This is a genomic window from Halopseudomonas phragmitis (assembly GCF_002056295.1).
GTDB lineage: Bacteria > Pseudomonadota > Gammaproteobacteria > Pseudomonadales > Pseudomonadaceae > Halopseudomonas > Halopseudomonas phragmitis.
Map to the genome: position 1 here is coordinate 2,222,888 of NZ_CP020100.1, position 13,637 is coordinate 2,236,524.

The following is a 13,637-nucleotide window of genomic DNA, read 5'->3' on the forward strand; positions in this document are numbered from 1 at the left end:
GGTTGCCAAGGGCAGTGTGTTGTCCGGTTTTGTCGGTTGCGTCACAGGTTTGGGGATAAAGCTTGCGTGGTTGCTGTCGATAGATAGAAGAGTAGTTCAGTGCTGATGGTCGGCGGCACTTTATGTCGTTCTCGGAAATCCGTTCCGACCGTACGAGGTGAGCCATGCTGATTCCCGGGCTCCCGAACGTGGGAGCGCAACAAGACGTGATCAAGCCCAAGCGCCAGGTCCAGCCGACGGCGGAAACCGGGCCGACTCGCGAGGCCGTGGACGACAAATATCTGGAAAGGCGTCAACGCGATATTGGCCACTTGCCCGAGCGGCGCCGCAGCCGCCGGCGCAGGCTGGGAGAGGCTGATGCCGAGTCAGGCGCTGCGACGGTTGAGCCGGTTGAGTTGCCCAGCAAAGGCTTGTTGATTGACATCGAAGTCTGAGCCGGTGGTAGTCTGTAAGGGACAATTGCAGGTGACCTATCATGGATAAACCCCAGCAACCCGCCATCATTGATTTTGATGAAGCACGCCGCGAACGTATTCACGACATTCACGAGGCCAGGCTGCAGCAGGTGCGCTCGGCCTTTGAGCAAGCCTTCCCGCTCAAGAGCAAGCCCGCCAAGCCGGCTCGCGGCAAGAAGAAATCCCGCAAACGTTAGAAAAGTTCGCAAAATTGATCCGGGTCAATAACCCGGATTTTTTTTGTGGATATTCTGCAATCGTTGATGGACGCAAGGTGGGGAGAAGCCCATGTATATCGATGATGCAGTGATTGCCGGTGTGTTGACGGTTGGTTTGATGATCGCGTTCTTGGGAGGGGTCGGTTATTTCATCTGGTCCGATAGTCGCAAGGCCAAGAACAAGCGTTCCTGAGTAGGCCTCAATGGTTTTCAAGTGCATGGCTCGCAAGGCCTTTGGCGGTCACCTTCTGGGTTGACCGCCTTTTTTTTGTTGCTGGTGGTAGTGGGTGGGTGTGGCTGTGATACTGTATATAAATACAGTTATTGAGGTTTGCCATGACTTCTCAATACCAATCGGGGCGCGGTGCCCAGGCTAACCCGGTCAATCGTTTTGCCCCGCTGCACAGCGAATCTTGTGATGACGGCTGGTTCCAGGAGTTGCCTGAACGCTGCGTGACTGAGGTGCGCGAAGAACAGTCGCGGCACATCATCAGCCGTAACAACTCGCCGGACTTGCCATTTGATCGCTCGCTCAATCCATATCGAGGTTGTGAGCACGGTTGTATCTACTGTTACGCCCGACCAAGTCATGCCTATTGGGATCTGTCGCCGGGGCTTGATTTCGAGACCCGGTTGATTGCCCGCACCAATGCCGTTGACTTGCTGGAACAGGAGCTGTCACGGCCTGGCTACAGTTGTGCGCCAATCAATCTGGGAGCCAATACTGATCCTTATCAGCCAATCGAACGCAACTACCGCCTGACTCGAAGGTGTCTTGAGGTGTTGTTGCGCTATCGCCATCCGCTGACCCTGGTTACAAAAGGGGCTTTGGTGTTGCGTGATCTGGATCTGCTCGTGGCTCTGGCTGAGCGGCGTCTGGTCCGGGTGATGATCAGTCTGACTACCTTGGACGATGACCTGAAGCGCAGACTAGAGCCGCGCGCGGCTTCTCCAGCGGCGCGTCTGCGGGTAATTCGCGCGCTGCGTGAGCGGGGGGTCCCGGTTGGGGTGCTGTGCTCGCCGATGATTCCGCAGATCAATGATCATGAGTTGGAGCATCTGCTGGACGCGGCGGTGGCGGCTGGTGCCGACAGTGCCGGCTATATGCTGTTGCGTTTGCCGCGTGAGGTGGCAAGCCTGTTTCAGGACTGGCTAGAACAGCATTATCCGGGCAAGACCGAGCATGTACTGAGTCTGTTGCGCCAGTCGCGTGGTGGCCAACTTTATGATGCCAGCTTTGGTAAGCGCTTTCGCGGTGAGGGGCCGTTTGCCGAGTTGCTGGCCCAGCGCTTTCAGTTGGCCTGTCGGCGTCTGGGGCTGCAACGGGCGCAGGGTAGCAGCGAGCTGGATTGTTCGCAGTTTGCCCCGCCAGGTCGACAAATGGGGTTGTTTTGAATGTCAGTGACGGTAGCTAGGGTCTGAGCGCAGTAGAATAGTGGCATGACTACTTTATCCAAGCGTCCTCGCTGTCAGCGCTGCCAGCGCCCTCTTGATCACTGCCTGTGTCCCTGGATACCCGACCTGGAGTCTCGCACGCGAGTGCTGATTATCCAGCACCCGAGCGAACGCCAGCATGCGCTCAATACTGCACGCCTGCTGGCTCTGGGGCTGCGTCAGTGCCAATTGCTGGTGGTGGAGCGGTTGGATGATCAGCCCGAGTGGCAGGCCTGGCTACGTGACTCGAACTGGCGTACCGAACTGCTGTTCCCAGGGCCGGATGTGCCGCTGCTGAGTGCCGCGGTGGAAGATTCGCGCCCGCGACAATTGGTGTTGCTCGATGGCACTTGGCGCAAGGCCCGCAAGCTGCTGTATCTCAATCCGCTGCTGCAGGAGTTGCCAAGGGTGGCGCTGCCAGTTGCCGGCAAGAGCCGGTACCGGTTGCGCAAGGCGCCTTCGGCCGAATCCCTGGCAACCATTGAGGCTGGTGTTCTGGCCTTGAGCCTGATCGAACCGCAAACGGACTTCTCTCCCCTGCTAAAGCCCTTCGAGCGAATGATCGAGGGGCAGATTCAGGCCATGGGCCTGGATACCTATCATGCGCATCACCCCCATCAGTGACTGATGGGGGTGGCCCATTCGCCGCAGTGATGTTGCCCATCTTTGCTCATCAGCCGGGTTTTCAGTCGCTAGACTGAGGCCATACAAAAACAAGAACTCAATCGCCGAATTATGGCGAACTGCTGCGATTAGAGAGGCATTTATGCAATTGACTGGGCAACGAGTGGTGATCACTGGAGCGGGTAGTGGGTTGGGCCGGGAGCTGGCTCTGCGCTATGCACGCGAAGGCGCCAGGCTGCTATTGGCCGATATTCAGGATGAGGGCTTGAAGCAAACCCGGGCGCTGGTCGAAGCATCTGGTGGTTGGGCGTTGACTCAGCGCTGCGATGTACGCGATTTCAGTCAGTTGGCGGCGTTGGCCCAGACCTGTCAGGAGCGCCTGGGTGGTGTCGAGGTACTGATCAACAATGCCGGAGTGGCTTCTGGAGGATTTTTCTGGGATCTGTCGCTTGAGGATTGGGATTGGCAGATCAGCATCAACCTGATGGGCGTAGTCAAGGGCTGCAAGGCGTTCATGCCAATGCTGACCGAGCAGCGCCAGGGCCAGATCATCAATATTGCTTCGATGGCGGCACTGATGCAGTCACCTGGGATGAGCAACTACAACGTAGCCAAAGCTGGTGTTGTGGCCTTGTCGGAAAGCCTGCTGGCCGAGCTGCGTCCGCTGGGCATCAAGGTCAGTGTGGTGTGTCCGTCGTTCTTTCAGACCAATCTGCTGGACTCCTTCCGCGGCCCGGACCAACAGAGCAAGCAGCAAGTGGCCAAACTTTTGGAAAGCTCGCCCATTACTGCGGCCGAGGTGGCCGACATCATTTATCGGGAAAGTCAGGCCGATCAGTTCATGATCCTGCCGCACGAGGCTGGCAAACAGGCCTGGGCGCTCAAACAGGCCGACCCGCAGGTCATTTACGACGATATGGCACGCCTTGCGTCGAAAAAAATGGGTTTGCCGCTGGCCGAATAACCGCGCCGCCCCAGTGGCAGCGCGCTGTGGTTGTGGCACAATGCGTCTTTGACCTGAAAGGGCAGGGCTGAGGCGTATCATGTTGTTCAACTGCGGGCGCGGAGTCACGGATGGCTGCTGATACGCGGCGGGTTGCTTTTCTTCTCTGGCCGGGAACACACCCGGCCACTCTGGTGCCTGCGCTTTCGGTATTGCGCTCGGCCAATCGCATGGCTGAGAGCCTCTGTTACAAAGTCGACTGCTTCAGCCTGGACGGCCAGCCGCTGGTTAGCCCGGAAGGGTTGCAGATGCCTGCCCGGCAATGGCAAGCCCCGTATCCCGAATTGCGCCGGCTGTGGCTGGTTGCCGATCAGTTGCCCGAGACCCTACCGGCAACCCTGGTGCAACATTTGCGGACGCTGGCGCGTGATGGCTTGCCGCTGGGGGCGATTGAAGGCGGTGTTTTCCCTCTGGCGATGTCCGGGTTGCTTGATGGGCACCGCTGTGCGGTGCATTGGCGGATGATCGATGAGTTCCGCGAGCGTTTTCCGGCGGTGACTGCTTCCAGCCAATTGTTCGAGCAGGACCGGGCCCGGCTCAGTAGTAGCGGTGGTCAGGCCACGCTGGATCTGTTCTTGAGTCTGGTGGCCGAAGATCATGGGCAGGATCTGGCAGCTCTGGTAGCTGAGGACCTGGTGCTTGAACGGATTCGCGATGGCAGTGAGCGTCAGCGGGTGCCGCTGCGCAATCGTTTGGGCAGTACTCATCCGAAGCTGACCCAGGCGGTAATCCTGATGGAGTCGAACATCGAGGAGCCTCTGACCACTGATGAAATTGCCCGCCATGTGTGCGTGTCACGGCGCCAGTTGGAACGGATTTTCAAGCAATACCTCAATAGCGTACCGTCGCAGTATTACTTGGAACTGCGTCTGAATCGCGCGCGGCAAATGCTGCTGCAAACCAGCAAGTCGATCATTCAGATCGGCTTGTCCTGCGGATTTTCATCTGGTCCGCACTTTTCCAGTGCTTACCGGAACTGCTTTGGCATCACTCCGCGAGAGGATCGCAACCAACGTCGTGCCCAGCAGGCGATGGATGCCGGTGCCAAGGATACGCAAGAACAATGAGCCGGGGGCTGCCGGGCTTCAGTCGTGATTATTCCGCCAAGGGGCGGGCAGAGGAGAGGAGAGCAATGTCGGATTCAATGCAGGTCGACCGGTCGGATTTTGATCGGGTCATGGTTCCCAATTACGCGCCAGTGGACATGGTACCTGTTCGTGGCCTGGGCTCGCGCCTGTGGGATCAGCAGGGTCGTGACTATATCGATCTGGCCGGCGGCATTGCGGTCAATGCCCTGGGGCACGCCCATCCTGGTCTGGTCGAGGCACTGACCGAGCAGGCCGGCAAGCTCTGGCATGTCTCCAATGTGTTGACCAATGAGCCGGCCCTGCGGCTGGCGGCCAAACTGATTGAAGCGACTTTCGCCGAGAAAGTTTTCTTTGCCAACTCTGGCGCCGAGGCCAATGAGGCGGCGTTCAAGCTGGCCAGGCGCTGGGCGCATGAAACCGCCGGGCCGGACAAGCATGAGATCATCGCCTGCACCAACAGCTTCCATGGCCGGACCCTGTTTACCGTCAGTGTTGGCGGTCAGCCAAAATACTCGCAGGGCTTTGGTCCGGCAATCGAAGGTATCAGTCATGTACCGTATAACGACCTGACGGCACTTGAGCAGCTTATGTCAGCGCGTACCTGTGCGGTGGTTATTGAGCCGATTCAGGGCGAAGGTGGGGTGATTCCGGCGACGGATGCATACCTGCAAGGCGTGCGGGCGCTGTGTGACAAGCACAATGCCCTGTTGATCTTCGACGAAGTGCAAAGCGGAATGGGTCGTACCGGCAAGCTGTTTGCCTATATGCACAGTGGCGTGGTGCCGGACATATTGACCAGCGCCAAGAGTCTGGGCGGCGGTTTCCCGATTGCCGCAATGCTGACCAGTGACCGAATTGCCCAGCATTTCGGGGTGGGTACCCATGGCAGCACCTATGGTGGCAACCCGCTGGGCTGTGCAGTGGCCGAACGGGTGTTGGATATCGTCAATACCCCGGAGCTGTTGCAGGGTGTCGACGCGCGTCATCAGTTGCTGGCCGAAGGCTTGATGGCGCTGTCCGCCGAGTTTCCGGTATTCGAACAGATTCGTGGGCGTGGGTTGCTGATTGGCGCGGTATTGACCGAGGCCTGGCGTGGCCGGGCCCGGGATATTCAGGAGGCTGCTCAGCGCCATGGCTTGTTGGTACTGCAGGCTGGGCCTGATGTGATGCGCCTGGCTCCGAGTCTGGTAATCCCTGAAGCGGATATCCGCGAAGCGTTGCAGCGCTTGCGCGCAGCACTGGCCAGTCTGGCTGGTTGATACCCGGAGGCTTTCATGCTGGTCCAACGCCTGTGCTGTACCGCCGACCTGAGCGCCATTGAAGCGCTGGCCGCCGCCAGTCCTGTGGGGGTGACCTCATTGCCGGCGGACCGTCAGCGGCTGGCCGAGATCATTGAAAGCTCTGAAGCGTCAATGGCTGAAGAGGTCGCCTTCAGCGGTGAGGAGCGCTACTTCTTCGTGCTGGAGGATGCTGACAGTGGGCGTCTGGTCGGCTGTAGCAGTATCATCGCGGCGGCGGGTTTCAGTGAGCCGTTCTATACCTTCCGCAACGAAATGTTCGTGCATGCCTCGCGTGAACTGGGGTTGCACAACCGTATTCACGTATTGTCGCTGTGTCATGATCTGACCGGTTACAGCCTGTTGGCCGGGTTTCATCTGCAGCCTGAATACCAGCAGCACTGTTCGGCCATGGCGCTCAACGCCCGTGGCCGGTTGCTGTTTATGGCCAGTCATCCGCAACGTTTTGCCGAGTCGATTGCGGTCGAGATCGTCGGTATCAGCGATGAGCAGGGGAATGCGCCGTTCTGGGATGCGGTCGGGAGACATTTCTTCGCGGTCAGCTATAGCGAGGCCGAGCTGATTGGCAGTAGTCGTGGGCGCAGTTTCCTGGCCGAGCTGATGCCGGGTTATCCGATCTATGTACCGATGCTGTCGGATGAAGCGCAGGAGGTGATTGGTCAGGTTCATCCGTCGGCACAGGGGGTGTTCGATATCCTGCTGCGCGAGGGGTTCGAAACCGACAATTATGTCGATATCTTCGATGGTGGGCCGGTAGTGCATGCCAAAACCGCCGACCTGCTCAGTGTGCGGCACAGCTATCAGGCTGCGGTTCAGGTTGGCAAAAGCGCGGGCGGTTCGCAGCGCTGGCTGGTGGCCAATGGTCAGGTTGGCGGTTTCCGGGCCACGATGCTGGAACTGGACTGGCAGCCTGGGCAGCCGCTAACCCTGGATAATCGTCAGGCCGAGTTGTTGCAGGTGGCCGCCGGTGACGCGGTTCGGTTGGTCAAGGAGGTCTGAATATGCTGGTACGAGCTGCGGGTAGCCGGGATTTGCAGGCGCTGCTGGAAATGGCCAGCGCCGCTGGCTCCGGTTTGACCACCTTGCCGGCCAGCGAGGAGCGCCTTGCCAGACGCTTGCAGGTTGTTGAGCAGAGTTTCCGTGGGGGCATGCCGATGGCCGATGCGGACTATCTGTTCGTGCTCGAAAGCGAGGCAGGAAAGGTGATAGGCACGAGCGGGATGGTCGCCGCCGCAGGTCTGCGCGAACCCTGGTACAGCTATCGCATGGGGTTGACGGTCACGGCTAGCCGGGAACTGAATGTCTACCGGCAGCAGCCGACGCTGTTTTTGGTCAATGATCTGACCGGAGCCACGGCGTTGTGCTCGCTGTACCTGCCGCCGGAACACCGGCAGGGGCTCAAGGGGCGATTGTTGTCCAAGGCCCGGTTCCTGTTCATGGCCGAGTATGCCCAGGATTTTGCTGCTCGGGTCATCGCCGAGATGCGTGGACGTTCCGATGTGCAGGGGCGCTCACCGTTCTGGGATAGTCTGGGCCGGCATTTTTTCAAGATGGAGTTTGCCCGGGCCGATTACCTGACCGGGATCGGCAGCAAGGCCTTCATTGCTGAGATGATGCCAAAATTTCCACTGTATGCCTGCTTTCTCAGCGATGAGGCGCGTGCTGCCATCGGTCAGGTGCACCCTGATTCCGAGCCAGGGCTGTCGATGCTGCGCGAGGAGGGCATGAGCTATCAAGGCTATATCGATATCTTCGATGGTGGTGCGACCCTGGAGGCACCGCTGGCCCAGGTGCGTGCAGTCAGTGATAGTCAGATATTGCTGCTGGCGGTTGGTACGCCGGGAGATGAAGCCAGTTCCTATCTGATCCATAATCGCGGCCGCCACAATTGCCGGATAGTCGCGGCTTCGGCCCGTGTGGCAGCGGGCACTTTGGTGGTGGCGCCGGATACCGCTGAGCGGCTGGGGTTGCGTGCCGGAACTCCGGTGCGGGCTGTGTCGCTGGTCGGCCGGCAGGGGGATAGCATGCTTGACCCCTACCAACTGCCGGGCTGACGGCTGATTGCCGGGTCTTCTATACTGAATTATCCAATCATATGAGGGAGGTTCAGTTCATGCGAGGTCTACTGGTGTTGCTGATGCTGCTACCGGTATGGGCGCTCGCCGGGCAGTGTCCAGCTTTGTTGCAGCATGAGTTGCCGGCGTTGCGCTCGCAGGATCGCATCGACTTGTGCGGTTTTGCTGGCAAGCCGCTGATCATCGTCAATACCGCCAGCTTTTGCGGTTATACCCCGCAGTTCGAAGGGCTGGAGAATGTTTATCAACGCTATCGCGAACAAGGCCTGGAGGTTCTGGGCGTGCCTTCCAATGATTTTCGTCAGGAAGCCAGGGATCAGGCAGCCATTGCCGAGGTGTGTTATGTCAATTATGGCGTCACCTTTCGCATGAGCGAACCGCAGGTGATCACCGGCAAGCAGGCGCATCCGCTGTATCGTGCTCTGGCTGAGCAGGCGGGTGAGCGTCCACGTTGGAATTTCCACAAATACATTGTCGGGCGTGACGGTCAGGTCAAGGCCAGTTTTCCCAGTGCTGTCAGTCCGGATGATCCACGCTTTATCGAGGCGCTGGAAAAAGCCCTGTGATCTATCAGCATCATAGGGATTATCAAACCGGCGGCTGATGCGCGCTGTCACCTTATACCTATATAATGCAACCCTTTGCCATGCGTGCGGCCGGCTTGTGCCCGGGCCTGCGCATGGGCCGACAATCTTGTGGTAAGGGACCTATGAAAAGCGCTGAGATCCGTGAAGCCTTCCTCCGCTTCTTTGAAGAGAAGGGGCATACCCGTGTCGCCTCCAGTTCGTTGATTCCCGCGGACGACCCCACCCTGCTGTTCACCAATGCCGGGATGAATCAGTTCAAGGACTGTTTTCTCGGGCTTGAGAAGCGTGGCTATACCCGCGCCACTACCAGTCAGAAGTGTGTGCGTGCCGGCGGCAAGCACAACGATCTGGAGAATGTCGGCTACACTGCGCGTCACCATACCTTCTTCGAGATGCTCGGCAATTTCAGCTTTGGTGACTACTTCAAGCGTGACGCCATCCACTATGCCTGGGAGTTTCTTACCTCGGATAAATGGCTGAACTTGCCCAAGGAAAAGCTCTGGGTCACCGTCTATGCCAGTGACGATGAAGCCTATGAGATCTGGAACAAGGAAATTGGCGTGCCGGCCGAGCGCATGGTGCGCATCGGTGACAACAAGGGTGCGCCCTATGCATCGGATAACTTCTGGGCGATGGGCGATACCGGCCCCTGCGGCCCCTGTACCGAGATCTTTTTTGACCACGGCCCGGAAATCTGGGGTGGCCCGCCTGGCAGCCCGGAAGAGGACGGTGACCGTTACATCGAGATCTGGAACAACGTGTTCATGCAGTTCAATCGGACTGCCGACGGCCAGATGCAGCCGTTGCCGGCGCCCAGTGTCGATACCGGGATGGGGCTGGAGCGCATCAGTGCGGTGATGCAGCATGTGCACTCGAACTATGAGATCGACCTGTTCCAGAGCCTGCTCAAGGCGGCTGCCCAGGCGATTGGTTGTGCCAACGATGATGCTGCCTCGCTCAAGGTGGTGGCAGACCACATTCGCTCCTGCGGTTTCCTGATCGCAGATGGTGTGCTGCCTTCCAATGAAGGGCGTGGCTATGTGCTGCGCCGGATCATTCGCCGTGCCTGCCGGCACGGCAATAAGCTTGGGGCCAAGGGCTTGTTCTTCCACAAGATCGTGGCGGCTCTGGTGGCTGAGATGGGCGAGGCCTTCCCTGAGCTCAAGGCGCAGCAGGCGCATATCGAGCGGGTGCTCAAGAGCGAGGAAGAGCAGTTCGCCAAAACTCTGGAGCAGGGCCTGAAGATTCTCGAACAGGATCTGGCGGGTCTTGAGGGCAATGAAATTCCCGGTGATGTGTTGTTCAAGCTGTACGACACCTATGGGTTCCCGGTGGATCTGACTGGTGATATCGCCCGTGAGCGCGGCCTGTCGATCGATGAGGCCGGTTTTGAGGTGGCGATGGACGCTCAGCGCGAGCGCGCCCGTTCGGCCAGCCAGTTCGGCCTGGACTACAACAGCCTGGTCAAGGTCGATGCCGATACCCGGTTCGAGGGTTACGCCAGTACCGATGGGGCAGGCAAGATTGTGGCTCTGTTCCGCGACGGTAAGGCAGTCGATCAACTGGCTGATGGTGAAACTGGCGTGGTGGTGCTGGATCAAACTCCGTTCTATGCAGAGTCCGGCGGCCAGGTGGGCGATACCGGCTACCTGGAAGGTGCTGGTGTGCGTTTCGATGTCCGCGACACGACCAAGGCTGGCGGGGCTCATCTGCACCATGGTGTGGTTGCCAAGGGCGGTCTGAGTGTCGGCGCATCGCTCAAGGCAGTGGTCGATGCCGGGGTGCGCCAAGCTACCAAGCTCAACCACTCGGCTACCCATCTACTGCATGCCGCGTTGCGCGAGATCCTCGGTGAGCATGTGACCCAGAAGGGCTCACTGGTGGATAGTCAGCGTCTGCGCTTTGACTTCAGTCATTTCGAGGCGATCACCGCCGAACAGTTGCGTGCACTGGAGTTGCGGGTCAATGAACAGATTCGGCTCAACTCGGCGGTGCAGGTTGAAGTTACCGATATTGAGACCGCCAAGCGCAAGGGGGCAATGGCCCTGTTCGGCGAGAAATACGGTGAGCAGGTGCGGGTACTGACCATGGGCGGCGGTTTTTCGGTCGAGCTGTGCGGTGGTACTCATGTCGAGCGCACAGGCGATATCGGCCTGTTCAAGATTATCAGTGAAGGTGGGATTGCGGCTGGCGTGCGTCGTCTGGAAGCGGTAACTGGTCAAGGCGCGTTGGATTATGTGGCTGAGGCCGAGGACCAGTTGCGCCAGGTGGCGCAACTGGTCAAGGGTAGTCGCGATAACCTGTTGGACAAGGTATCAGGGTTGGTTGAGCGCAATCGCCAGTTGGAGAAAGATGTCGAGCAGCTCAAGGCCAAGGCTGCCAGCGCTGCCGGCAGCGATCTGGTTGCAGAGGCTCAGGTTCTGGGTGACTTGACCGTGTTGGTCAAGCGCCTGGATGGCCTTGATGGCAAGGCCCTGCTGGCGCTGGTTGATCAGTTGAAGAATAAGCTCGGCTCGGCGGTGATCCTGCTTGGCGGCGAACTGGATGGCAAGGTGGTGCTGGTTGCCGGGGTCACTCAGGATCTGACGGCCAGGGTCAAGGCTGGTGACCTGATCCGCAATACTGCTGCCAATGTTGGTGGCAAGGGTGGCGGACGTCCGGACATGGCGCAGGGTGGCGGTACCGAAGTGGCGGCGCTCAATGCTGCGCTGGCCGGGGCGTTGGAGTGGTTGGCGCAACAGTAGTTTGGGGCAGGCACCTGTCGGTGCCTGGTGGCGGGGTCGGGATAACCGACTTTAATGGAGGTTGGTGCAACACATGGCACTTATTGTCCAGAAGTTTGGTGGTACCTCGGTGGGTAGCGTTGAACGCATTGCCCAGGTGGCCGAGAAAATCAAGGGGTTCAAGGCGCAGGGTCACGATCTGGTGATCGTGGTGTCGGCCATGAGTGGCGAAACCAACCGTTTGATCGATCTGGCGAAGCAAATGCAGGCAGTGCCTGATGCGCGTGAGCTGGATGTGATCGTTTCCACCGGTGAGCAGGTAACCATTGGTCTGTTGGCCATGGCCCTGAAGTCCCGGGGCGTGCCGGCGGTTTCCTATACCGGCAGCCAGGTTCGCATCGTTACCGACAGCGCCCACAACAAGGCCCGCATCCAGCATATCGATGACGCCAATATCCGCGCCGATCTTGAGGCGGGTCGGGTGGTGATTGTTGCAGGGTTCCAGGGGGTCGATGAGCAAGGCAACATTACTACGCTTGGTCGTGGTGGCTCTGATACCACTGGAGTAGCTCTGGCCGCTGCGCTTAAGGCTGACGAGTGTCAGATCTATACTGATGTTGATGGGGTCTATACCACCGATCCGCGGGTGGTGGAGCGTGCCCGCCGACTGGACAAGATCACCTTTGAGGAAATGCTGGAAATGGCCAGCCTGGGCTCCAAGGTGCTGCAGATCCGCTCGGTCGAGTTCGCCGGCAAGTACAACGTCCCGCTGCGCGTGCTGCACAGCTTCAAAGAGGGTCCCGGGACCCTGATTACCCTTGAGGAAGGTGCTTCAATGGAACAACCAGTCATTTCCGGTATTGCCTTCAACCGTGATGAAGCCAAGCTGATCATTCGTGGTGTGCCTGATACCCCGGGTGTGGCCTTCAAGATCCTGGGGCCGATCAGTGCCGCTAATATTGAAGTGGACATGATTGTTCAGAACGTGGCCCAGGATAACACTACCGATTTTACCTTCACCGTGCACCGCAATGACTTGCGCAAGGCGGAAGACATTCTGCGTAAGGTGGCCGAAGATATCGGCGCCCGGGAGGTCGGTGGCGACGACAAGATCGCCAAGGTCTCGATCGTTGGGGTTGGCATGCGCTCCCATGCTGGCGTTGCCAGCAAAATGTTTGAGGCGCTGTCGCGCGACGGTATCAATATTCAGATGATCTCCACCTCGGAAATCAAGATCTCGGTAGTAATCGACGAGAAGTATCTGGAGCTGGCGGTACGTGCCTTGCACACCGCATTCGACCTGGATGCCGAAGCGGCAGCTGGCGATCACCTATAATCTGATTGATGGGTTGGGGTTTTTTGCCCCTCAGGGCACGGTGTCTGGCTGCCGTGTCCGCCGGTCGAGGAACCGTGGAAACAATCTGCGACTAAAGCGGACGAACACGGGGCAGGGATAGCGGTCAAGATGACTAGCCGTCCCGGCTGTATCGACAGGCAACAAGCCGGTTTTTTGCAGACTGCTGTGTCCTGATCAAAGCAAGGAGAAATGGAATGCTTATTCTGACTCGACGGGTTGGTGAAACCCTGATGGTGGGCGATGAAGTGACTGTAACCGTACTGGGTGTCAAAGGAAACCAGGTGCGAATTGGCGTCAACGCCCCGAAAGAAGTGGCGGTGCATCGCGAGGAAATCTACCAGCGCATCCAGAAAGAAAAGGATGAAGAACCAAATAGCTAATTTTATTGAATTTTTCGTTGCATTCGCGGCGGCGCGCAGTTAGTATTCTGCGCGTGTTACGGAGAGGTGGCCGAGAGGCTGAAGGCGCTCCCCTGCTAAGGGAGTATACCTCAAAAGGGTATCGCGGGTTCGAATCCCGCCCTCTCCGCCACTTTTGCTTGTTGTAGTGGCGTCAAACGTTAGTTTCTGAAATTAAAGAAAAAAATGTTTGACAGGTGGTTTAAAAGCCCTATAATTCGCACCCACAACGCACTCGTAGCTCAGCTGGATAGAGTACTCGGCTACGAACCGAGCGGTCGGAGGTTCGAATCCTCCCGAGTGCGCCATACAGAAAACCCACTGACATGTCAGTGGGTTTTTTTTTGCCCGAAGGGTGGCCGCCGAGGCTGAGCCGG

14 protein-coding genes and 2 tRNA genes are annotated in these 13,637 nt (G+C 58.6%); all 16 read left to right on the forward strand.

The features are described 5' to 3' along the window. Window positions 1-188: 188 nt before the first annotated feature. Window positions 189-434 carry a hypothetical protein gene (locus tag BVH74_RS10275; RefSeq protein WP_155121707.1) on the forward strand — a complete coding sequence of 82 codons (246 nt, stop codon included), beginning with the start codon at window positions 189-191 and terminating at the stop codon, window positions 432-434. A 41-nt stretch (window positions 435-475) separates the two neighbouring features. Beyond that, window positions 476-652, forward strand: coding sequence for a hypothetical protein (locus tag BVH74_RS18870; protein WP_165443776.1), 177 nt, complete (start codon window positions 476-478; stop codon window positions 650-652). Between the two features lie 91 nt (window positions 653-743). Next, window positions 744-866: a cytochrome c oxidase subunit CcoM gene (ccoM, locus tag BVH74_RS19060; RefSeq protein ID WP_269434083.1), complete on the forward strand. Its 123-nt coding sequence runs from the start codon at window positions 744-746 to the stop codon at window positions 864-866. Window positions 867-1,009: 143 nt separating this feature from the next. Then, the gene (locus tag BVH74_RS10280) at window positions 1,010-2,068 is read left to right on the forward strand and encodes a PA0069 family radical SAM protein (protein WP_080049978.1); all 1,059 of its coding nucleotides are present in this window, start codon (window positions 1,010-1,012) and stop codon (window positions 2,066-2,068) included. 45 nt (window positions 2,069-2,113) lie between these two features. Beyond that, complete coding sequence (locus tag BVH74_RS10285; protein WP_080049979.1) at window positions 2,114-2,731, forward strand: tRNA-uridine aminocarboxypropyltransferase; 618 nt, start codon at window positions 2,114-2,116, stop codon at window positions 2,729-2,731. 142 nt (window positions 2,732-2,873) lie between these two features. Continuing rightward, on the forward strand, window positions 2,874-3,695 hold the full coding sequence (locus BVH74_RS10290) for an SDR family oxidoreductase (protein WP_080049980.1): 822 nt from the start codon (window positions 2,874-2,876) through the stop codon (window positions 3,693-3,695). Window positions 3,696-3,805: 110 nt separating this feature from the next. Further along, window positions 3,806-4,801 carry a GlxA family transcriptional regulator gene (locus BVH74_RS10295; protein WP_080049981.1) on the forward strand — a complete coding sequence of 332 codons (996 nt, stop codon included), beginning with the start codon at window positions 3,806-3,808 and terminating at the stop codon, window positions 4,799-4,801. 65 nt (window positions 4,802-4,866) lie between these two features. After that, window positions 4,867-6,081: an aspartate aminotransferase family protein gene (locus tag BVH74_RS10300; protein WP_080049982.1), complete on the forward strand. Its 1,215-nt coding sequence runs from the start codon at window positions 4,867-4,869 to the stop codon at window positions 6,079-6,081. Between the two features lie 15 nt (window positions 6,082-6,096). Further along, window positions 6,097-7,119, forward strand: coding sequence for an arginine N-succinyltransferase (gene astA, locus BVH74_RS10305; protein WP_080049983.1), 1,023 nt, complete (start codon window positions 6,097-6,099; stop codon window positions 7,117-7,119). Window positions 7,120-7,121: 2 nt separating this feature from the next. Beyond that, the gene (astA, locus tag BVH74_RS10310) at window positions 7,122-8,174 is read left to right on the forward strand and encodes an arginine N-succinyltransferase (RefSeq protein ID WP_080049984.1); all 1,053 of its coding nucleotides are present in this window, start codon (window positions 7,122-7,124) and stop codon (window positions 8,172-8,174) included. A 59-nt stretch (window positions 8,175-8,233) separates the two neighbouring features. After that, complete coding sequence (locus BVH74_RS10315) at window positions 8,234-8,761, forward strand: glutathione peroxidase (RefSeq protein WP_080049985.1); 528 nt, start codon at window positions 8,234-8,236, stop codon at window positions 8,759-8,761. Between the two features lie 143 nt (window positions 8,762-8,904). Next, window positions 8,905-11,526, forward strand: coding sequence for an alanine--tRNA ligase (alaS, locus tag BVH74_RS10320; protein WP_080049986.1), 2,622 nt, complete (start codon window positions 8,905-8,907; stop codon window positions 11,524-11,526). 73 nt (window positions 11,527-11,599) lie between these two features. Further along, a complete protein-coding gene (locus BVH74_RS10325) occupies window positions 11,600-12,841 on the forward strand; it encodes an aspartate kinase (protein ID WP_080049987.1) in 1,242 nt (413 codons plus the stop codon). 215 nt (window positions 12,842-13,056) lie between these two features. Next, window positions 13,057-13,242, forward strand: a complete 186-nt coding sequence (csrA, locus tag BVH74_RS10330) for a carbon storage regulator CsrA (RefSeq protein ID WP_022963267.1) — start codon at window positions 13,057-13,059, stop codon at window positions 13,240-13,242. A gap of 60 nt (window positions 13,243-13,302) precedes the next feature. Beyond that, window positions 13,303-13,393: transfer RNA gene (locus tag BVH74_RS10335), tRNA-Ser, on the forward strand. 98 nt (window positions 13,394-13,491) lie between these two features. Further along, window positions 13,492-13,568, forward strand: a tRNA-Arg gene (locus tag BVH74_RS10340). Window positions 13,569-13,637 lie beyond the last annotated feature (69 nt).

What these genes read in the sequence shown, in the direction of transcription:
- BVH74_RS10295 (WP_080049981.1), top strand. Translation starts at nt 3,806, where the DNA reads ATGGCTGCTGATACGCGGCGGGTTGCTTTTCTTCTCTGGCCGGGAACA.
- astA (WP_080049983.1), top strand. Translation starts at nt 6,097, where the DNA reads ATGCTGGTCCAACGCCTGTGCTGTACCGCCGACCTGAGCGCCATTGAA.
- alaS (WP_080049986.1), top strand. Translation starts at nt 8,905, where the DNA reads ATGAAAAGCGCTGAGATCCGTGAAGCCTTCCTCCGCTTCTTTGAAGAG.
- astA (WP_080049984.1), top strand. Translation starts at nt 7,122, where the DNA reads ATGCTGGTACGAGCTGCGGGTAGCCGGGATTTGCAGGCGCTGCTGGAA.
- BVH74_RS10290 (WP_080049980.1), top strand. Translation starts at nt 2,874, where the DNA reads ATGCAATTGACTGGGCAACGAGTGGTGATCACTGGAGCGGGTAGTGGG.
- ccoM (WP_269434083.1), top strand. Translation starts at nt 744, where the DNA reads ATGTATATCGATGATGCAGTGATTGCCGGTGTGTTGACGGTTGGTTTG.
- BVH74_RS10280 (WP_080049978.1), top strand. Translation starts at nt 1,010, where the DNA reads ATGACTTCTCAATACCAATCGGGGCGCGGTGCCCAGGCTAACCCGGTC.
- csrA (WP_022963267.1), top strand. Translation starts at nt 13,057, where the DNA reads ATGCTTATTCTGACTCGACGGGTTGGTGAAACCCTGATGGTGGGCGAT.
- BVH74_RS10315 (WP_080049985.1), top strand. Translation starts at nt 8,234, where the DNA reads ATGCGAGGTCTACTGGTGTTGCTGATGCTGCTACCGGTATGGGCGCTC.
- BVH74_RS10285 (WP_080049979.1), top strand. Translation starts at nt 2,114, where the DNA reads ATGACTACTTTATCCAAGCGTCCTCGCTGTCAGCGCTGCCAGCGCCCT.
- BVH74_RS10300 (WP_080049982.1), top strand. Translation starts at nt 4,867, where the DNA reads ATGTCGGATTCAATGCAGGTCGACCGGTCGGATTTTGATCGGGTCATG.
- BVH74_RS10325 (WP_080049987.1), top strand. Translation starts at nt 11,600, where the DNA reads ATGGCACTTATTGTCCAGAAGTTTGGTGGTACCTCGGTGGGTAGCGTT.
- BVH74_RS18870 (WP_165443776.1), top strand. Translation starts at nt 476, where the DNA reads ATGGATAAACCCCAGCAACCCGCCATCATTGATTTTGATGAAGCACGC.